General features: G+C 71.2%; 18 protein-coding genes. 6 read left to right on the top strand and 12 right to left on the bottom strand.

Going from position 1 to position 18,377, the window contains the following annotated elements; translation table 11 throughout:
* Window positions 1-120: 120 nt before the first annotated feature.
* Entirely contained in the window at window positions 121-1,002 is an 882-nt protein-coding gene (gene yghU / locus JNK30_RS19220) for a glutathione-dependent disulfide-bond oxidoreductase (protein ID WP_293484745.1), read from the bottom strand.
* An 89-nt stretch (window positions 1,003-1,091) separates the two neighbouring features.
* Between yghU and nudC the strand changes: the two genes are divergently transcribed.
* Window positions 1,092-2,021, top strand: coding sequence for an NAD(+) diphosphatase (gene nudC / locus JNK30_RS19215; protein ID WP_293484743.1), 930 nt, complete (start codon window positions 1,092-1,094; stop codon window positions 2,019-2,021).
* A 4-nt stretch (window positions 2,022-2,025) separates the two neighbouring features.
* Here nudC and JNK30_RS19210 read toward each other — a convergent pair whose 3' ends face one another.
* The 3 genes from JNK30_RS19210 to JNK30_RS19200 are packed head-to-tail and all read right to left on the bottom strand — an operon-like array spanning window position 2,026 to window position 4,399.
* Complete coding sequence (locus JNK30_RS19210; RefSeq protein WP_293484741.1) at window positions 2,026-2,781, bottom strand: enoyl-CoA hydratase; 756 nt, start codon at window positions 2,779-2,781, stop codon at window positions 2,026-2,028.
* Window positions 2,782-2,822: 41 nt separating this feature from the next.
* Window positions 2,823-3,665: a prephenate dehydratase gene (locus tag JNK30_RS19205; RefSeq protein ID WP_293484739.1), complete on the bottom strand. Its 843-nt coding sequence runs from the start codon at window positions 3,663-3,665 to the stop codon at window positions 2,823-2,825.
* On the bottom strand, window positions 3,662-4,399 hold the full coding sequence (locus tag JNK30_RS19200) for a 3-deoxy-manno-octulosonate cytidylyltransferase (RefSeq protein ID WP_293484737.1): 738 nt from the start codon (window positions 4,397-4,399) through the stop codon (window positions 3,662-3,664). Before JNK30_RS19200 ends, JNK30_RS19205 begins: the two co-directional genes overlap by 4 nt.
* A gap of 126 nt (window positions 4,400-4,525) precedes the next feature.
* On the opposite strand from JNK30_RS19200, the gene JNK30_RS19195 reads away from it, so the two are divergent.
* Window positions 4,526-5,278 carry a cytochrome c family protein gene (locus JNK30_RS19195; protein ID WP_293484735.1) on the top strand — a complete coding sequence of 251 codons (753 nt, stop codon included), beginning with the start codon at window positions 4,526-4,528 and terminating at the stop codon, window positions 5,276-5,278.
* 233 nt (window positions 5,279-5,511) lie between these two features.
* Here the strand turns inward: JNK30_RS19195 and JNK30_RS19190 are convergent, their stop codons facing one another.
* From JNK30_RS19190 to JNK30_RS19160, 7 genes are all read right to left on the bottom strand, one after another.
* Window positions 5,512-6,345, bottom strand: a complete 834-nt coding sequence (locus JNK30_RS19190) for an NlpC/P60 family protein (protein ID WP_293484733.1) — start codon at window positions 6,343-6,345, stop codon at window positions 5,512-5,514.
* Window positions 6,342-7,718, bottom strand: a complete 1,377-nt coding sequence (locus tag JNK30_RS19185; RefSeq protein WP_293484732.1) for a M17 family metallopeptidase — start codon at window positions 7,716-7,718, stop codon at window positions 6,342-6,344. Before JNK30_RS19185 ends, JNK30_RS19190 begins: the two co-directional genes overlap by 4 nt.
* Before the next feature lie 39 nt (window positions 7,719-7,757).
* The gene (locus tag JNK30_RS19180; protein WP_293484730.1) at window positions 7,758-8,288 is read right to left on the bottom strand and encodes a prepilin peptidase; all 531 of its coding nucleotides are present in this window, start codon (window positions 8,286-8,288) and stop codon (window positions 7,758-7,760) included.
* A 122-nt stretch (window positions 8,289-8,410) separates the two neighbouring features.
* Window positions 8,411-8,587, bottom strand: coding sequence for a Flp family type IVb pilin (locus JNK30_RS19175; protein WP_293484862.1), 177 nt, complete (start codon window positions 8,585-8,587; stop codon window positions 8,411-8,413).
* A gap of 176 nt (window positions 8,588-8,763) precedes the next feature.
* Window positions 8,764-10,221 carry an MFS transporter gene (locus JNK30_RS19170; protein ID WP_293484728.1) on the bottom strand — a complete coding sequence of 486 codons (1,458 nt, stop codon included), beginning with the start codon at window positions 10,219-10,221 and terminating at the stop codon, window positions 8,764-8,766.
* Between the two features lie 80 nt (window positions 10,222-10,301).
* Window positions 10,302-11,075 carry a tyrosine-protein phosphatase gene (locus tag JNK30_RS19165; RefSeq protein WP_293484726.1) on the bottom strand — a complete coding sequence of 258 codons (774 nt, stop codon included), beginning with the start codon at window positions 11,073-11,075 and terminating at the stop codon, window positions 10,302-10,304.
* Window positions 11,076-11,469: 394 nt separating this feature from the next.
* Window positions 11,470-12,915, bottom strand: a complete 1,446-nt coding sequence (locus JNK30_RS19160) for an AMP nucleosidase (RefSeq protein WP_293484724.1) — start codon at window positions 12,913-12,915, stop codon at window positions 11,470-11,472.
* A 102-nt stretch (window positions 12,916-13,017) separates the two neighbouring features.
* Between JNK30_RS19160 and JNK30_RS19155 the strand changes: the two genes are divergently transcribed.
* The 4 genes from JNK30_RS19155 (at window position 13,018) to JNK30_RS19140 (ending at window position 18,010) form a co-directional block, all read left to right on the top strand.
* Window positions 13,018-14,265 carry a dicarboxylate/amino acid:cation symporter gene (locus JNK30_RS19155; RefSeq protein WP_293484722.1) on the top strand — a complete coding sequence of 416 codons (1,248 nt, stop codon included), beginning with the start codon at window positions 13,018-13,020 and terminating at the stop codon, window positions 14,263-14,265.
* A gap of 87 nt (window positions 14,266-14,352) precedes the next feature.
* Window positions 14,353-15,735, top strand: coding sequence for a bifunctional diguanylate cyclase/phosphodiesterase (locus JNK30_RS19150; protein ID WP_293484720.1), 1,383 nt, complete (start codon window positions 14,353-14,355; stop codon window positions 15,733-15,735).
* Between the two features lie 177 nt (window positions 15,736-15,912).
* Window positions 15,913-16,881 carry a cation diffusion facilitator family transporter gene (locus JNK30_RS19145; protein WP_293484719.1) on the top strand — a complete coding sequence of 323 codons (969 nt, stop codon included), beginning with the start codon at window positions 15,913-15,915 and terminating at the stop codon, window positions 16,879-16,881.
* Window positions 16,882-16,897: 16 nt separating this feature from the next.
* Window positions 16,898-18,010, top strand: coding sequence for a serine hydrolase (locus tag JNK30_RS19140; protein ID WP_293484717.1), 1,113 nt, complete (start codon window positions 16,898-16,900; stop codon window positions 18,008-18,010).
* Between the two features lie 69 nt (window positions 18,011-18,079).
* Here the strand turns inward: JNK30_RS19140 and JNK30_RS19135 are convergent.
* A partial coding sequence (locus JNK30_RS19135) for a hypothetical protein (protein ID WP_293484715.1) occupies window positions 18,080-18,377 on the bottom strand: 298 nt, incomplete at its 5' end.

Genomic DNA, 18,377 nt, shown 5'->3' with positions numbered 1-18,377 from the left:
AATGCGCGGAACCACGCGGAACGCCGGCCCGGGCATCCTTCCGCGAAGTTCCGCGTGTTCCACGGTTGGTTGAAGGGAAGCGCCGCTCCGCGGCTTCGGACCCGGCGCTCCCGATGACGCCTACTTCTTCGCCGCGTCCTGATCGGCGAGGAACTTGTCGATGTCGGCGGCGGAGTGGCGCTCGGGCAGCGCGCGGTTGATGACCCGGCCGCGCTTCACCGCCGGGCGGGCGCCGATCTGGTCGGTCCAGCGCTGGACGTTCTTGTAGCTCTGGGTGTCCAGGAACTCGCCGGCCTCGTAGGCGCCGCCCTTGGCCAGCAGGCCATACCAGGGCCAGACCATCATGTCGGCGATGGTGTAGTCCGACCCGCCCAGGTACTCGACCTCGGCCAGCCGCCGGTCCAGCACGTCGAGCTGGCGCTTGGCCTCCATGGCGAAGCGGTCGATGGCGTACTCGATCTTGAACGGCGCGTAGGCGTAGAAGTGGCCGAAGCCGCCGCCCAGGTAGGGCGCCGAGCCCATCAGCCACATCACCCACGACATCACCTCGGCCCGCGCCGCCGGCTCGGTGGGCAGGAAGGCGCCGAACTTCTCGGCCAGGTGCAGCAGGATCGCGCCCGACTCGAACACGCGGAACGGCTTGTCCGGGTTGGAGCGGTCGAGCAGCGCGGGGATCTTGGAGTTCGGGTTGATCTCGACGAAGCCCGAGCCGAACTGGTCGCCCTGGCCGATGTTGATCATCCAGGCGTCGTACTCGGCGCCCTTGTGTCCGGCGGCCAGCAGTTCCTCGAGCATCACCGTCACCTTCACCCCGTTGGGCGTCCCCAGCGAGTAGAGCTGGAACGGGTGCTCGCCGACCGGCAGGACCTTCTCGTGCGTGGGCCCGGCGATCGGCCGGTTGATGTTGGCGAAGCGTCCGCCGCTGCCCTTGTTCCATTGCCAGACCTTGGGCGGGACGTAGTCGGCGGGGTGGTTCTGCGGCGGTGCGGCGTCGTCGGCCATGGTGGGCGCTCCCGTTTCCTCTTCATCCGACGATGTGGGGCAGAACGACGGGTTTGGCGAGTCCGCAGCTTGGCGCTTAGAACACGGCCATGGCTCTCTCCTTCTTCCAGAACACCTTCGCCGGAAACCCCCTGGACCGCGCGTCCGACCGCCGCGGCGACGCCGACTGGCTGGCGTCGCGCCTGGCGTCGTCCGAGTCGCTCGGGCTGGCGCTCTGGAACGGCAAGCCGTTCGTGGAGAAGACCAAGGAGGGCGGCGTCCAGATCGCCTATCTGCCGGCGAAGCTCGCCGGCGAGTTGGCTGGTGGTCCCGAGCGGCTCCTCTTCATGGGCCTGTGGAAGGAGACGGCGGTCTTCGCCGTCGACCTCGAGGGCACGTCCGACCCGGCGCTCGGGCCGCTGCAGGGGCTGGGGGAGTTCGCCGACCTGCGGCAGGTGGCGCTGCGGCTGCCCGACACCGACGCCGCCATCCTGGCCACCGCCAAGTCCATGTTCGAGTGGCGCCGCCGCCACCAGTACTGCGCCGCCTGCGGCCAGCCTTCGGAGCCGCGCGAGGGCGGCTGGAAGCGGCAGTGCCCCGCGTGCGAGGCCGAGCACTTCCCGCGCACCGACCCGGTCGTGATCATGCTGGCGGTGCACGGCGACCGGTGCATGGTCGGCCGCCAGGAGATCTGGCCCAAGGGGATGTTCTCGGCGCTGGCGGGGTTCCTGGAGCCCGGCGAATCCATCGAGGAGGCCTGCGCGCGCGAGCTGGCCGAGGAGGCGGGGCTGAAGACCGTCTCCGTCCGCTACCACTCCACCCAGCCGTGGCCCTACCCGTCGTCGCTGATGATCGGCCTCATCGCCGAAGTGGAGGACGAGGACGCCCGGCCCGACCAGACCGAGCTGTCGGAGGTGCGCTGGTTCAGCCGCGACGAGGCCCGCGCCCTGATCCGCGGCGAGATCCCCGACACCTTCTGCCCGCAGCCGATGGCCATCGCCCACCAGCTCATCAAGGCCTGGGCGTTCGGGGAGAGCTGAGGGTTCAGCCGCTCCGCTGCTCGCGCGAGCGCGCCAGCACGGCCTCGCGGCGCGCGGCGATCTCCTCGCCCCGGTTGCCCCCGAAACCGCCGGAGACGGCGTGGCGCGCGTGCACCCGACGGCCCTCGGCCACGGGCACGCCCATGCTCTCGTTCCAGTCCGCCCTCAGGGCCACGACCATGTCGCGCGGCTGCTCGGCGATGGCGTCGGCGACCTTCATCACCTCCGCCATGAGCTGGTCGTGCGGGACGAGCTGGTTGACAAGGCCGATGCGCAGCGCGGTCTGGGCGTCGACGAAGTTCCCGGACAGCGAAATCTGCCGCGCCCACGCCTCGCCCACCCGGCGCGGCAGGTCGACGACCACCGGACCCGGATAGACGCCCACCCGCAGGTGGGTGTCCGCGAAGACCGCGCGCTCGGAGGCGATCATGAAGTCGCACAGCAGCGCCACCTCGAATCCGCCCGTCACCGCCGCCCCGTTCACTGCCGCGATCATCGGGATCTGCGAGGCCGCCATGGCGTGCGTGTAGGACGGGAAGTCGGCGAGCCGCTCGGCGCCCAGGTTCCTGAGGTCCAGTCCGGCGCAGAAGGCGGGGCCGGCGCCGGTGATGACGATGCAGCCCGCGTCCTGGGCGGCGGCGACCGCGTCGCACAGCGCCTGCGAGAGCTCGGCGTTCAGCGCGTTGCGCTTCTCGGGCCGGTTCAGGGTGATGAGCGCCACCTTGCCGCGGCGCTCGGAGAGAAGGACGGGTTCGGACATGGCGGCATGCTCCGCCCCTGCCGGGGCGGCAGGCAAGCCGCTCAGCGGCTGCGGAACGGGTCGGCGGGATAGACGCCCAGGATCTCGAACCGCTCGGAGAAGAACGACAGTTCCTCGAACGCCCGGGCCAGGCCGATGTCCTCGGGCCGCCCGTCCACCTCGGCGTAGAAGAAGGTGGCCGTGAAGGCGCCGTTCTCCATGTAGCTCTCGAGCTTGGTCATGTTGACGCCGTTGGTCGCGAACCCGCCGAGGGCCTTGTAGAGCGCCGCCGGCAGGTTCTTCACCCGGAAGATGAAGCTGGTGACGCAGGGCTGGGTGAACGGCGGCGGCGGCGGGTTGGCGTCGGCCGTCATCACCAGGAAGCGCGTGGTGTTGTGGTGCTCGTCCTCGATGTCGCGCGCGAGGATATCCAGCCCGTAGATCTCGGCGCAGAGGGCCGGAGAAACCGCCGCGCGGGTCGGGTCCGGCTGCTCGGCCAGACGCTTCGCGGCGCCGGCCGTGTCGCCGGCGGCCTCAGTCTTCAGCCCCATGCGACGCAGCGTGCGGCGGCACTGGCCGAGCGCGATGGGCATGGAGACGGCGGTGGTCACCTGGTCCAGCGTCACCCCGGGGTTGGCCATGAGGTGGAAGTGGATCGGCTTGAACCGCTCGCCGATGATCTTCAGCCCCGACGAGGGCAGCAGGTGGTGCACGTCGGCGACGCGGCCGGCGATCGAGTTCTCCACCGGGATCATGCCCAGCTGGCAGTCGCCGCCGCGGACGGCTTCGAACGCCTCCTCGAAGGTGGCGTGCGGCACGGGCTCCATGTCGGGAAACGCCGCCACGCAGGCCTCATGGCTGTTGGCGCCCAGCTCGCCCTGGAAGGCGATGCGTTGCTTGCTCATGCCACGGTCCTTGCGAATTCCCGCGCCCGCTCGAGATCGGCGGGGCTGTCGACGGAGATGGGCGCCGCGTCGGCCACGGCCGCCCAGATGGTGAGGCCCAGCTCCATGGCGCGGAGCTGCTCCAGCTTCTCGCGCCGCTCCAGGGGCGACGGCGGGGCGGCGTTGAACCGCTGCAGCGCGCCGCGGCGGTAGCCGTAGATCCCGATGTGCCGCCAGACCGGGCCCTCGCCATAGAGGGTCGAGCGGGTGAAGTAGAGCGCCCGGCCGCTGCGGCCGTCGGGCTCCATGGCCAGGACGGCCTTCACGACATCGGGGTTGGCGCGGTCGGCCGCCGACGTCTCGGGCGCGACCAGTGTCGCGATGTCGCAGCTGGCGTGGGTGGCCAGGAGTGCGCCGCAGTCCAGCAGCACCGAGGCCCCCACGAAGGGCATGTCGCCCTGCAGGTTGATGACCACGTCATGGCGTGCGGCCGGATCGACCTCTGCCAGGGCGGCGAGGATCCGGTCGCTCCCGGATGGCAGCCCGGGATCGGTGAGCACCGCCCGGCCGCCGGCGTCCTCCACCGCCGCGACGATCTCGGGATCGCCCGCGGCCACGACCACGGGACCCATGTCCGCGGCCAGCGCCTGGCGCAGGACACGCACGATCATGGGCGTGCCGCCGATGTCGGCGAGCGGCTTGCCCGGCAAGCGGGTCGCGGCCATGCGCGCCGGGATGAGGACGATCGGGTTCATGGGTGTCGTGGCAGGTTGCGCGAGCGCCGGTAGCGTGTAAGAGAGCCGCACGCAACAAGGGGCGGGATTCCCGCGCGCGCGCGGGGCTTCGACCCGTGGCCGTTTGAGAGGCGTGACCAGGGGACTATGAGCGACCTGACGTTGAACAAGATCTTCGGCGCAGTGCTGGCGACCGGGCTCGCCATCGTTGGCCTTCGCGAGCTCTCGATCGGGGTGTTCGAGCCGAGCAAGCCGACCAAGGCCGGCTATGCCGTGGAAGTCGCCGAAGAGGCGGGCGGCGGCGGCGGCGAAGCCGAGCTCCCGCCGGATTGGGGCACGCTGCTGCCGACGGCCGACGTCGCCGCCGGCGAGGCCGCCTTCGCCAAGTGCAAGTCGTGCCACGTGGCCGATGCGTCGAACGCGAACGGCACCGGCCCGGGTCTGCACGCGGTGGTCGGCCGCAAGCCCGCCAGCCACGCCGGCTTCGCCTATTCGCCCGCGATGACCGCCTACGCCGGCGCCCATCCGGTCTGGACCTACGATGAGCTCGACGCCTTCCTGAAGGCCCCGCAGAAGCACATCCAGGGCACGAAGATGACGTTCGTGGGCCTGAAGAAGCAGGAAGAGCGCGTCGCCGTGATCGCCTACCTGCGCGCCCAGGGCGGCACCCTGCCGATCCCGGCGCCCGATCCGACCCGCCAGCCGGGCGCGGCCGCAGCCGCGGCTCCCGCGGCGGCGGACGCGGCGGCTCCGGCCGCGGCTGGCGAACCCACCGGCGTCACGGCCGCGCCCGCGACGCAAGGCGCCGCCGGGCAGGGCCCGGGCGCCGCGCCCGTCCAGAAGGGCGCCACCGCCGGCGCCCCGACGACGGCCGGCGCGGACTCCCAGCCCAAGCGCTGAGACGTCTCTGAACATCGGACTGCAGTGGCCGGGCTCGTCCCGGCCATTTGCGTTTTGGCTGTCATCCCGGTTTCGCCAAAGGCGAACACCGGGACCCATAGACTTCGCGGTTCCGGAAGAGGCGCAGCGCCGCCCCCGCGGGCCGCCCCCGCCAGCCGGCGCGTATGGATCCCGGCTTTCGGCTTCGCCGAAGCCGGGATGACAGCTCAGGGTGGCTCTTCGCGGCTAAGGCGCTAGGGCCGCCGGTAGGCCGTGGGCTCGCCGGATCCGGCCGCCGCGATGCGCGCGACGGCGTCGGCCAGGGGCTCCACCACCGTGGCCATGTGGAAGCCGTTGGCGTGGACGATGCGGCCCTCGCCCACGCCCATGGCCACATGGCCCTTCCAGAACACCAGGTCGCCGCGGCCGAAGTCGGCGGCCTCGATCGGGGCGCCGAGCGCCTGCTGCTGGTCCGTGTCGCGCGGGCAAGCGCGGCCGCACGCGAAGAGGGCCTGCTGCACGAGCCCCGAGCAGTCGGCGCCGAGGCTCTCGCGGCCGCCCCACAGGTAGGGGGCGCCGAGGAAGCGCTGCGCCACGTCCGCCCAGTCGTCCTCGAAGACCCCGATCGGCGACAGGTGATCGGCCGTCATCCAGCCGGCGCCTGTCACCTTGGCGAGCCGCCCCTCGGTGGCCTCGACGGTCACCAGGCTGTTGATCGAGTATGGACCGCTCGCGCGCGACTTGATGCTGGGTCCGGCGAACGCATAGGTCCGCAGCGCGGAGATGCGGTGGGTCGGCGCAGCGCCGGCCGGAGCGAGCGCCGTGGCCTGCACGAACCCGACGTATCCGTCGCGGGCCGCCTGGCCCCAGAGCCAGTCGCCCTCTTCCTCGATGACTTCGAACCGCTCGCCGAACAGCAGCTGATCGACCTGCTCGGCCTCGGCGTCGGGCGCCGAGCGGATGGCCGCGGCCGCGACGCCGCAGCTCATGGCGCGCGGGTCCAGGTAGACCTCGGCCTCGACCACGCCCTCCAGGCTGCGCGCGGCGATCCCGTCGCGCCAGGGCGTGATGCGCGGATCGTGCTTCATGCGAAACGCTCACGGATCATGCGGTAGAGGCCACGGACGGCCTGCGCCTCTCCGCCAGCAGGGAATCCCGGACGATTCCGGGGGTTCCACGCGAAGATGTCGAGATGGACCCAGGGCGACGGCGGCGCGAACCGCTGCAGGAACAGCGCGGCGGTCACCGAGCCCGCCTGGGCCCAGCCGTCGGGGTCGTTCTTGATGTCCGCCACGTCGCTGTCGAGCGCGTCGGCGTAGGGCTTCCAGAGCGGCATGCGCCAAAGGGGGTCCGATTCCGCCCGGGCCGCAGCCTCGATCTGCGCGGCGAGTTCGTCGTCCTCCGTGAAGAACGGCGGAAGCTGCGGACCCAGGGCGATGCGGGCGGCGCCGGTCAGGGTGGCGAGGTCGATGGTGAGCGCCGGCTCGAGCTCGCAGGCGCGGGTCAGCGCGTCGGCGAGGATGAGGCGCCCCTCGGCGTCGGTATTGCCCACCTCGATCGAGAGGCCCTTGCGCGAGGCGAGCACGTCGCCGGGACGCATGGCGTCGCCCGAGATCGCGTTCTCGACCACGGGCACGAGCACCGCTAGGCTGACCGGCAGCCGACCGGCCATGATCATCCGCCCGAGGGCCAGGGCGTGCGCCGCGCCGCCCATGTCCTTCTTCATCAGCCGCATGCCGGCCGACGGCTTGATGTCGAGGCCGCCGGTGTCGAAGACCACGCCCTTGCCGATCACGCAGATCAGCGGCTTGCCCGCCTCGCCCCAGCGCATCTCGATGAAGCGCGGCGCGCGCGAGGGGTCGGCCGCGCGGCCCACGGCATGGACCGCCGGGTAGTTGGCCTCGAGCAGGCCCTCGCCCTCGATGACGGTGATCTGCGCGCCATGCTGTTCGGCGATCTCGCGGGCGATGGTCTCGATCTGCAGCGGGCCCATGTCGTTGGCCGGCGTGTTGATCATGTCGCGGGCGAGCGCGCAGGCCTGGGCGACCTGACGGACCTCCGCAGCGTCGCAGCCCTCGACCAGCAACCGGGGCCGCTCTCCGCCGGGCTTCTTGTATCGATCGAACCGGTAGCCGCCGAGCGCGAAGGCCAGGGCGACGCGGTCGGGCGACGCGCCTTGCGGCGCCCGGGCGAGGCGATAGACGCCCGCCGGCAGCCGGGCCGCCAGGGCGCGGAACGCCGCCTCGGGCTCGGCCTCGCCCAGGCCGAGCAGCACCCGGTCCAGGTCGCCCTTCGCGTCGGGGACCAGCAGCAGCTGCCCGGCCTTGCCCTTGAAGTCGGAGATGCGGGCGAGGGCCGCGGCGAAGGAGTCGGCCTCCAGGGCCGCGGCGGTTTCGGCCTCGGTGAAGGCGTGGACCGGGACGGACGGGCCGTCCCAGGCGTCGAGGATCACGTCCGACATGCGACCTCTCCTGTCGCCCATGTGGGACGCGGCCGCAAGCTAGAGGCCTCCAGCCCGCGCGAGCACGGCGGCGAACGGCGAGGCCTGGAGCGCCCACAGGGCTCCCGCGGCGATCGCCACCCCATAGGGCACGCTCTCGCCCGGCTCCGCCAGGCGGGCGACCCAGCTGGGCCCCATGAGCATGATCGGGCGCACCAGGGTCGAGCGCGCGGTGAGCAGCGCCATCGCCAGGGCGCCGCCGGCGACCGCGGCGGCCAGGACGAAGGTCATGACGGCGGGCCAGCCGAGCCAGAGAGCCGCCGCGGCGAAGAGCTTGGCGTCGCCGCCGCCCACCCACCGGAGCGAGAACATGACCATGCCCGCCACAAGCCCGGCGAAACCGACGGCAAGGTGCACGGCCATCGTCTCCAGCGGCAGGCCGGCCGCAAAGGCCGCGAGCGGGAACAGTCCAAGCAGCGCGACCGAGATCCGGTTCGGAATGGTGAAGGACGTCGCATCCTTGGCGGCGGCCACGAGCATCAGCGCCGGAAAGGCGAAGGCGGCAGCGGCGGCGGCGATCGGCGGAAACATCGGAGTCCTTCCTGCCGGGCGTTATGCCCGCCCGCGCGTGAACACATCGTTGCAGCCAAGCTGGAATCGAAAGGGCCCCCGGCGTCGCCGCCGGGGGCCCTGATTTCGCGATGCGAGCCGGCTTACGACACCGCGCCGTCGACTTCGCTCGAGATCGTGTCGAACGCGCCGCCGAGGCTGCCGCCGACAGCTTGCAGGGCGCCGACGAGCACGACGGCGATCAGCGCGGCGATCAGGCCATACTCGATGGCGGTGGCGCCGGATTCGTCCTTCAGGAAGCGGGTCACGAACTTCGACATGGTGTTTTCTCCTTTGGCGAGCAGACTTTGACGGGGCTTCAAGCTCATCGCCTGCTCGCCCCTAAGCACAGGAGCGAGAGTGGGCCGCCGCCTTTAAGGAGCGCTGAATCCGAATGCCTAACTCAAGTTCATTCTCTACGGAAATTAAGGGTTTACGCCGGTAAACCCTGGGCGGCTCAGGCGCGCCGAGGCCCGCCGCCCCGGACGAAGGCTAGGCCGACGAGCCCGATCGCCAGCAGGATCAGCAGCATCGCGAAGCCCCCCTGCTGCGTCCCCGTCCAGGCCGTGCCGCGGTTGACCATCGTGGGCGCGAGCCACGCCGTCGCGACGCCCGAGAGCGCATAGACGCCGAAGAACGTGCCCGTCTGGTCGGGCGGGGTGAGCCGGGTCAGCAGCGTGCGGCTGGTGGCGTACTGCGCCGTGATGAAGACGGCGTTCGAAAAGCCCACGATCACGAAGACCACGTCCGGCAGGTGCTGGAACACCGGGCCGTTCCACAGCGGCGCGTGGGCCGCCGCGTCGTAGGGCCAGAAGAAGAGGATCATGTCCGGGCGCATCCCGAGGAACGCCACCAGGCCCACCATCGACATCAGGATCTCGATGCGCAGCGCGTTCTTGGGCCCGAGGCCCGCGTCGAGCCAGCGGGCCACGAACCCGCCGAGGACGGCGAACATCGAGAGCAGGATGCCGTACGCCAGCATCTCCAGCGCGCCCCACTTCATCACGCCCACCGCATAGACGCCCGCGTAGACGAGCACGCCGTTCATGCCGTCGACGAAGAACATGCGCGAGCCCACGTAGACCGCTGCATCCTTATAGTGGGTGATCGTCTTCAGCATGCGGCCGAGTTCGGCGGCCCCCTGCGCGAAGGCGCGCGCCACGGGGATGCCCGTCCGGGGCGCGTCGGGGGTGAACAGGAACAGCGGGATCGACCCCACCAGCAGCAGGCCCGCCGCCATCCAGGCGACCACCCGCTCGTGCTCGTGCATGGCCGTGTCGAGGCCGAAGAGCGGCGTCGACGGAACCCAGGACCAGTCCACCTGCCCCGGCAGGGCGAAGGCCCAGGCCGTGAACGCCAGGGCCAGCACCGAGAAAAGGTTGCCCAGCGACAGGGCCAGCCCCGAGGCCTTGTGCGCCCCCTCCAGGCCCGCGGCGCGGACCAGCAGCGAGTTGTGCAGGATCTCGGAGTAGGCGAACAGCACCTGCACCGTCATGGCGAACAGCATGGTCGTCGCGATGGAGAGCCCGGTCCCGTCGGGCTTGGCCCACCAGAGCGCGGCGGTCAGCGGGATCATCAGGCCGACGATGAGCGCGAGCCAGATCTTCCGCCCGCCCAGCTTGTCGATCGACGCCCCGATGAACGGCGCGGTGGCCATCACCGCCCAGCCGGCCCACTGGTTCCACTGGCTGATCACCTCCTGCCCGCGCACGGCGTCGCCCACCATCACGGCGGCCACGTAGGGCATGAAGATGTAGATGGTGATCAGGATCACCTGCGGGTCGCGGCCGCCCTCGAAGACGGCCCAGGAGACCGCGCCGCGATCGAGCTTTCCGTCCCCGACGACGTCCGCCTCCAGGGGCGGGTCGACGACGGCGGCGGCGCCTTGGATCTCGGCGGCGACTGGGTCCTGCACGCGACGACTCCCCCGGCGCCGCTCTCTCGTCGGCCTTCGGCCACACCGTAGCGGGCAAAGGCCTGTTGTCGATGGTGACGCTACGCCAGCAGGCGGTCGTGGATGCGCTCGCGGGTGGCCGGGCTCAGGCCGAGAACCTCGTCCAGGTAGCCGTCGAGCGACCCGTGCGCCTCGCGCATCACCTGGAAGGCCTGGGCGAGGTACTCGGGCTCGACCCGCATCGCCACCATCAGCGCCGCGTCGTCGGCCGTGCGCCCGGTCGCCTCGCGGATCACCTCGCGCATCATCGGCAGGCGGCGCTCCAGGCGCTCGGGATCGTTGGTGAGCATGTAGTCGTCGATGACGTCGTCGTCGTGGACCCCCGCCACATGGTGGGTCAGGGCGCAGGCGATGCCCGTGCGGTCCTTGCCCGCCGAGCAGTGGACGAGGATCGGGCCGTCCGTCGCCGCGAGCGCCCGGAAGTAGCGGGTGTAGAGGTCGATGTGCCGCGCCTGGTGCGGGGCCTTGCGGTAGTAGTCGAGCATGTAGTCGTGGAACGCGGCCACGGTCAGGTCCGAGCTCTGGATGAAGCTCGTCCACTCGTCGGCGGAGTCCTGGCCGATGTCGTTCTCGATCACCTCGGCGGCGAAGCCCTGCCAGCGGCGGCTGGGCTGGCGCTCGCGCTCGTTGGCGCGCCGCAGGTCGACGATGACCCGCAGGTTCATGGCGGCGAGTCGCTCGAGGTCGGCGTCGGTGGCGGCCCCATGGCCGGCCGAGCGGTAGAGCAGCCCCGGGCGCAGCCGCCGGTGGCCGGCGGCGTAGTCGCCGAAGTCGCGGAAGTTGTCGATGCCTTCGAAGACGATGCGCCGGGTCATGGGGCGTCTTTCTAACCGCCTTCCGCAACGAATTCGAGGCGGTCCCTACGTCAGGGACTGCGCAAGCCCCCCGGCTGACATCAAGCCGGTCGGGTTGCGGCGGGAGGTGCGCAGGGCGCGTAGATCTCCGCGCGCTCTGCGTTTTCTCTGCGTCTTCCGCGGTTCAATCGAGCGCCTGCTGCGGCCATCGGCCTACACACGGCCTCGGCTGTCATCGCGGCTTCGCCGCAGGCGAAGACCGGACCCATACGCGCCCGATGTGGGCCCGGGCCCCGAGCGGCGGCGGCGCGCTTCATCCGGAAAGGCGGAGTCTATGGGCCCCGGTGTTCCGCTGCGTGGCAACCGGGATGACAGGGCAAGGCGGCGCGAGGCTCCCGCTCCCGCGAGACGCGGCCTACCGGAACGGGGGCTCGTCGAAGCTGCGCAGCTTGCGGGAGTGGAGCCGGCTCCCCTCCTGCCGCAGCAAGTCGACCGCGGCGATCCCGATCTGCAGGTGCTGGGCGATGGCGCGGTCGTAGAAGGCGTTGGCCTGGCCCGGCAGCTTGATCTCGCCGTGCAGCGGCTTGTCCGAGATGCAGAGCAGCGTCCCGTAGGGCACCCGGAAGCGATAGCCCTGGGCGGCGATGGTGGCGCTTTCCATGTCGATGGCGACCGCACGGCTCTGGTTGAACCGCAGCGCGCTCGACGAGTACTTGAGCTCCCAGTTGCGGTCGTCGGTGGACACCACCGTGCCCGTGCGCAGGCGCCGCTTCAGCACGTCGCCCGTCTCGCCCGTGACCCGCTCGGCGGCGCCGTTCAGGGCCACCTGCACCTCGGCGAGCGGCGGGATCGGGATCTCGGGGGGCAGGACCCTGTCCAGCACGTGGTCGTCGCGCAGGTACGCGTGCGCGAGCACATAGTCGCCGATCTTCTGGCTGCCCCGCAGCCCGCCGCAGTGGCCGATCATCAGCCACGCCTGGGGGCGCAGCACCGCGAGGTGGTCGCAGACCGTCTTGGCGTTCGACGGCCCCACCCCGATGTTGACCAGGGTGATGCCCGTCCGGCCGGGGGCCATCAGGTGGTAGGCCGGCATCTGGTGCTTGCGCCATGTCCCGGCGGCCACCGCCGCCACGGGGTCGGGCGTCTCGGCGGTCACATAGACGTGCCCGGCGGCCGACAGCGCGGTGTAGGGCCCGCCGGCCTTCAGCTGCGAGCAGCCCCAGGCCACGAACTCGTCCACGTAGCGGTGGTAGTTGGTGAAGAGGATGTACTGCTGGGTATGCTCGGCCGGCGTGCCCGAGTAGTGGCTGAGGCGGGCCAGCGAGAAGTCGGTGCGCAGGCCGTCGAACAGCGCCAGCGGGCGCGGCTCGTCCTCCAGGCCCACCCAGGCGCCGTCGGTGATCTCGTCGCCGATGTAGGCGAGCTCGGTGGTCGGGAAGTGGCGGGCGATCTCGACCGAGCTGACGTCGGCCATCGCCAGGTCGGCGGCGTCCAGCACGTAGGGGAACGGGATCTCCTGCTGCGAGCGGCCCACCTCCAGCTCGATCTCGAAGTCCTCCTGCAGCAGGCTGAGCTGCTCCACCAGGTAGTCGCGGTAGAGTTCGGGCCGCGTCACGGTCACCGCGTAGCGGCCGGGCGACGGGATGCGCGCGTAGGCGCGGCTGGTGCGCGGGTACGGCAGGCCCGGCGGCCAGGTGAGCCGGAGCTCGGGGTAGACGTAGGCCCCCGAACGGCGAACGGCCGGGTCGGGCGGCGGTCCGCCGGTGAGGAATGTCCTGAGGGCGGTGCGGAGACTCTCGACGCTCTTGCGGTATTCGGTCTCCAGCCGATCGACGATGCCGGCTGCTTCTGTCTTCTTCATCGGCCCGTATATAGCGCCCGCTTGTGACGCTTGCGAATCCGCTTCGCTTTACGGACGCGCCCAACCCGGCGACAAAGACCCCCGGATTGACCTGAGGTGCGCATGAACCGTCTCTTCACCTGGCTTGTCGTGGGCGCGATGGTGCTCGGCGTCCTCGTTGGCTGGCTGATCAACGTGAACCTTCCGGCCGACGAGGCGAAGGCGGTCGCGGACAACCTCACGATCATCACCGACATCTTCCTGCGGCTGATCAAGATGATCATCGCGCCCCTCGTCTTCACCACGCTGGTGGCCGGCATCGCGCACATGGGCGACGCCTCCGAGGTCGGCCGCGTCGGCGTGAAGACCATCTCCTGGTTCATCGTGGCCTCGATCGTCTCGCTGACGCTGGGCCTCGTCATGGTCCACCTGCTGCAGCCCGGCGTCGGCATGAACCTGGCCCCCGGCGAGGCGGCGGCGGCGACGGCCGTCGACATGTCGAAGTTCACCCTCCGCGAGTTCGTGACCCACCTGGTGCCGAGCTCGATCTTCGACGCCATGGCGCGCAACGAGATCCTGCAGATCGTGGTGTTCTCGGTGTTCGTGGGCGTGGCCGTCTCGGCGATCGACGACCGGGCGCCGGCGGTGCTCGCGGCCGTCGAGCAGGGCGCGCAGATCATGCTGAAGGTGACGGGCTACGTCATGAAGACGGCGCCCTTCGCCATCTTCGCCGCCCTGGCCGCCTCGATCGGCACGCGCGGCATCGAGGTGATCTTCACCTACGCCAAGTTCGTCGGCGGCTTCTACCTGTCCCTGGGGATCCTCTGGGGCCTGCTCATCGTCGCCGGCGTGGTGATCATCGGCCCGCGGGTGCTCAAGCTGGTCGCGCAGATCCGCGCCCCCACCCTCCTGGCCTTCTCCACGGCCTCGTCCGAGGCCGCCTATCCCCGCACGCTCGAGGAGCTGCAGAGGTGGGGCGTGAGCCGCAAGGTCGCCAGCTTCGTCCTGCCGCTGGGGTACTCGTTCAACCTCGACGGCTCGATGATGTACTGCACCTTCGCGACCCTCTTCATCGCGCAGGTCTACGGGATCGAACTCTCGCTCGCCCAGCAGGTGACCATGCTGGGCCTGCTGATGGTCACGTCGAAGGGCATGGCCGGGGTGCCGCGCGCCTCGCTCGTGGTGATCGCCGCCACCCTCGCCTACTTCGATCTGCCCGAGGCCGGGATCGCGCTGATCCTGGCGGTGGACCACCTGCTCGACATGGGCCGCTCGGCCACCAACGTGGTGGGCAACTCCATCGCCAGCGCGGTGGTCGCCAAATGGGAGAAGGAGATCCAGGAGCCACAGGCCGAGCCCGCCAGGGCTTAAGGGGCGTAAACCACGTCGCTCAACGCGGCGTTAGGCGCACCCCGACAAGCTGGCGGCTTCACCAGGAACCCCCGAAGCCGCCGCTCCGTGAAGGACCCCAGCCCCACCTTGGACCAGCTCGCCGCGCGCGTGGCCGAGCTCGAGGCCGAGCGCGAGATGACGCTGCGCCTGGCGCAGACGGACTCGCTGACGGGGCTCGTGAACCGCGGCGCCTTCACCTCGGGCCTGTGCGAGCGGCTGGACGCGGCGCGGGACGCCGGCGGGACCGTCTCGCTCTTCGTCATCGACCTCGACCGGTTCAAGAACCTCAACGACAGCCTCGGCCACCATGCCGGCGACATCCTCCTGGCCGAGCTGGGACGGCGGCTGCACGAGGACGCCCTGCCCGGCGAACTCGTGGCGCGCCTGGGCGGCGACGAGTTCGCCGTCGTTTCCGACACCGCCGAGGTCGCGACGCGGGCCGAACGGCTGGTGGCGACGCTCAGCCAGCAGCAGACCATCTACGGCCGCCAGGTCAGCCCGGGCGGCTCCGTCGGCGTGGCGGTCTTCCCGCGCGACGCCCAGGACGCCGCCGACCTGCAGCGGTTCGCCGACATGGCCCTCTACCGCGCCAAGTCGCGCGGCGGCCGCGTCTGGTCGGCCTTCGACGCGGAACTCCGCGCCGAGAGCGAACGGCGCCGCAACCTCGAGGCCGAACTCCGGCGGGCGATCCCCGCGGGCGAGATCGAACCCTGGTTCCAGCCGATCGTGGACGCGATGACCGGCCGCATGGTGGGCGTCGAGGTCCTGGCGCGCTGGCGGCATCCGACCCAGGGGCTGCTGAGCCCGGCGTCCTTCGTCCCCATGGCCGAAGAGCTGGGCCTGATCCGCGCCATCGACGAGGCGGTCTTCGAGGCGGCCTGCGCCCGTACGGCGCCGTGGGTGGCCGAGGGCCTGATCGAGCTGGTGGCCTGCAACGTCAGTCCCCGCGACCTGCTGGACCCGGGCTTTTCGCGCAAGCTCATCGGACGGCTCTCCAGGACGGCGCTGCCGGCCACGGCGCTCTGCGTCGAGATCACCGAGACGTTCCTGGTGTCGGACCTCAGCCTCGCCCGGCGGCACATCGAGCGGCTCGCGTCGAAGGGCGTGCGGGTCGCGCTGGACGACTTCGGCACCGGCTACTCGAACCTGCGCGCGCTGATGCACCTGCCCATCCAGACGGTGAAGCTCGACCGCTCGCTGATCGACGACGTCGGGCGCGATCCGCGCGTGTCCAAGCTGGTGGCCTCGATGCTTCACGCCGCCCGGGCGCTCGGGGTGTGCATCACCGCCGAGGGCGTGGAGGACGAGGGGCAGGCGCTGTTCCTGCGCTCCGCCGGTTGCGACCGGATGCAGGGCTACTTCTTCGCCAGGCCGATGCCGGCCAGGGAGATGGAGGCGCTCCTGCGGGAGATGAATACGCCCGAGCTGCGCCTCGCCGTCGCGAGCTGACACGCGCCGCCCCCGACCGACCGACCGACCGACCGACCGACCCCGGTTTCAGCCCGGCCTCGACTCGACAAGCTCCGCCGTCCAGGGTGAATCGGCGCACGCCGACGCCCGGCGCAGACGCTTGACCACCCCCATATGTTACAAGATAACGCGCGGCCTTCGGACACAGGACGACCCTTGAGCTCAACCGCCAGCCCGGACCGGACGGAACCGCAGGACGCCCTGGACGCGTTCCGGGCGGACCGCATCTACCTGGGCGCGGACCACCGGCGGAACGAACGCCGCACGTGGATCGTCACGGCCATCTGCGCGGCGACGCTGGCCGTGCTGGTGGTGGGCGGCGCGGCCACGCGATCCATGGCGCTGGTGGCGAGCGGCCTGCACATGGGCGCCCACGTGGTGGCGCTGCTGGTCGCCGCAGGCGCCTACGCCCTGGCGCGCCGCCACGCCACGAACCCGGCCTTCAGCTTCGGCACCGGCAAGGTGGGATACCTGGCCGGCTTCGCCAACGGCGTGGTCCTGGCGGTGACCGCGGCGCTCATCGGACTGGAGAGCGCGGGCCGGCTGCTCGAGCCGGAAGCGGTGGCCTTCGGCGACGCCCTGCCCATCGCGGTCGGCGGCCTTTTGGTGAACCTGGTCTGCATCTGGCTGCTGCGGCCCACGGGCGCCGCGGCGGCGCGCAACGATCCCCAGGGCGACCTGAACCTCTCGGCCGCGCACCTCCACCTGACCGCCGACGCCGCCGTCTCGCTGCTGGCGCTGGCCGCGGTGCTGGCCGGGCAGTGGCTGGACTGGCGCTTCGCCGATCCCCTGGCCGGGGTGCTCGCCGCGGTGCTCGTGGCCCGGTTCGCCTGGACGCTGGTGCGCCGCGCCGGCGCCGCCCTGCTCGACGTGAATCCCTCGCGCGAACTCACCGACGAGGTCCGGCGCCGGCTCTCGCATGAGGGCGAACGGGTGATCGACCTGCATCTCTGGCGCCTCGGACCGGGGCATCATGCGGTGATCGCGGTCATCGCCGCCCGCGAACCGCGGCCCGTGGCGACATACCGCGCCCGACTGGCTGGACTTGCGGGGATCTCGCATGTGACGGTCGAGGTGCGGACGAGCGGGGAACCGGACGACCATCACCATGGTCATGTCCACTGAGTAGGCAGGAGCTTGGATGGCCGGCTGGAGGCGTCATTTGCGGGGCGGCCGCGGCCTGGCCGTCGCCGCGGCCGTCATCGCCGCCGGGCTCGCGGGCGGACTCGTCTCGGCGGACAAGGCGGCGCGGCTGGCCTCCGGGGCGCTGACCGAGACCCGCTTCGACATCCTGAAGACCAAGGCCCCGCCTGCGCCCGCGGCGCTCCAGGCCCGCCTCGGCGAGCTCGTGGCGGCCTACGGGGAAGAGGTCGGCGTGTCCGTGACCGACGTGCAGGCGGGCTGGACCGCCGGCGTCGACCAGGACAGACCCTACCCGCAGCAGAGCGTGTCCAAGCTCTGGGTCGCCATCGCCATCATGAAGGCGGTCGACGAGGGGCGGCTGGACACCGAGGCGTGGGTGACGCTCACCGACGAGGACCGCTCGGTCTTCTTCCAGCCGGTCGCCTACAATATCGGCGCGTCGGGCTACCAGACCCAGCTGGCCGGGCTCCTGCGCCGGGCGCTGGTCGAGAGCGACAACGCCGCCAACGACCGGCTGATGCGGGAGCTGGGCGGGCCCGACGCCGTGTCGGCCGTGCTGGAGGATATGGGCCTCACCCAGGTGAAGGTGGGCGCCTACGAGCGCGACCTGCAGGCGCGCACTGCGGGCCTCGTGTGGCAGGCCTCGTACGGCTTCGGCTGGAACTTCCAGGCGGCGCGGCAGGCGTTGCCGCTGGAGACCCGGCAGGCCGCCATGGACGCCTACCTGGCCGACCCTCCCGACGGCGCCTCGCCCGCGGCGATCACGGCCGCCCTGGCCGCCCTGCACCGCGGCGAACTGCTCTCGCCCGCGTCCACGCAGTACGTCATCGGTCTGATGACCCAGGCCAGGACCGGACCGCGGCGGCTCAAGGGCGGCCTTCCCCCCGGCTGGACCATCGCCCACAAGACCGGAACCGGGCAGGACTTCCGCGGCGCATCGGTCGGCATCAACGACGTCGGCCTGATCACGGCGCCCGACGGCCGCACCTATGCCGTGGCGGTGATGCTGCGGCACACCCGACAGGCTGTGCCGGCGCGGCTCGCGCTCATGCAGGCGGTCACGCGCGCCGTCGCCGAGGAGTGGAACGGGGACGCACGATCGGCCGACTAGGGCCCGGCCTCGATCCGACAGCACCGATTTCAACAGCTTCCGGTCGGCAATGCCGGCGCCCGGTTCCACCTAGGGTCGTTCGATGCCCTTAACCAGCGTGAGCCGGATCGGTTCGCCGTTCATGTCGCGGGACGTCCAGACGACGCCCGGGCCGCCCTTGGCGGGGAAGACCGTGCAGTACTTGAACGGCGCCGGGAACGGCTTGGACTGCTTCAGGCAGACCTTGTCGTCCTTCAGGCTCCATTTCCCGGCCGACCACTTGCCGCGCCGCCCGATGGCTTCCCAGGTGCCGTCCGCCTTGAACCAAAGGCGCTGCGCCCGGCCGTCCGGATAGAGCGCCTTCACGGTGTTTCCGAAGGCGGGCGCG

The organism is Phenylobacterium sp. (assembly GCF_016793225.1).
Taxonomy (GTDB): Bacteria; Pseudomonadota; Alphaproteobacteria; order Caulobacterales; family Caulobacteraceae; genus Phenylobacterium.
This window is presented reverse-complemented; position numbering and strand designations above follow the sequence as displayed.

Bases quoted from the DNA above. Each gene is read 5' to 3' on its own strand.
- JNK30_RS19140 (WP_293484717.1), top strand. From the start codon at position 16,898: ATGGCCGGCTGGAGGCGTCATTTGCGGGGCGGCCGCGGCCTGGCCGTC.
- JNK30_RS19160 (WP_293484724.1), bottom strand. From the start codon at position 12,915: ATGAAGAAGACAGAAGCAGCCGGCATCGTCGATCGGCTGGAGACCGAA.
- nudC (WP_293484743.1), top strand. From the start codon at position 1,092: ATGGCTCTCTCCTTCTTCCAGAACACCTTCGCCGGAAACCCCCTGGAC.
- JNK30_RS19180 (WP_293484730.1), bottom strand. From the start codon at position 8,288: ATGTTTCCGCCGATCGCCGCCGCCGCTGCCGCCTTCGCCTTTCCGGCG.
- JNK30_RS19155 (WP_293484722.1), top strand. From the start codon at position 13,018: ATGAACCGTCTCTTCACCTGGCTTGTCGTGGGCGCGATGGTGCTCGGC.
- JNK30_RS19175 (WP_293484862.1), bottom strand. From the start codon at position 8,587: ATGTCGAAGTTCGTGACCCGCTTCCTGAAGGACGAATCCGGCGCCACC.
- yghU (WP_293484745.1), bottom strand. From the start codon at position 1,002: ATGGCCGACGACGCCGCACCGCCGCAGAACCACCCCGCCGACTACGTC.
- JNK30_RS19165 (WP_293484726.1), bottom strand. From the start codon at position 11,075: ATGACCCGGCGCATCGTCTTCGAAGGCATCGACAACTTCCGCGACTTC.
- JNK30_RS19185 (WP_293484732.1), bottom strand. From the start codon at position 7,718: ATGTCGGACGTGATCCTCGACGCCTGGGACGGCCCGTCCGTCCCGGTC.
- JNK30_RS19210 (WP_293484741.1), bottom strand. From the start codon at position 2,781: ATGTCCGAACCCGTCCTTCTCTCCGAGCGCCGCGGCAAGGTGGCGCTC.
- JNK30_RS19190 (WP_293484733.1), bottom strand. From the start codon at position 6,345: ATGAAGCACGATCCGCGCATCACGCCCTGGCGCGACGGGATCGCCGCG.
- JNK30_RS19205 (WP_293484739.1), bottom strand. From the start codon at position 3,665: ATGAGCAAGCAACGCATCGCCTTCCAGGGCGAGCTGGGCGCCAACAGC.
- JNK30_RS19195 (WP_293484735.1), top strand. From the start codon at position 4,526: ATGAGCGACCTGACGTTGAACAAGATCTTCGGCGCAGTGCTGGCGACC.
- JNK30_RS19200 (WP_293484737.1), bottom strand. From the start codon at position 4,399: ATGAACCCGATCGTCCTCATCCCGGCGCGCATGGCCGCGACCCGCTTG.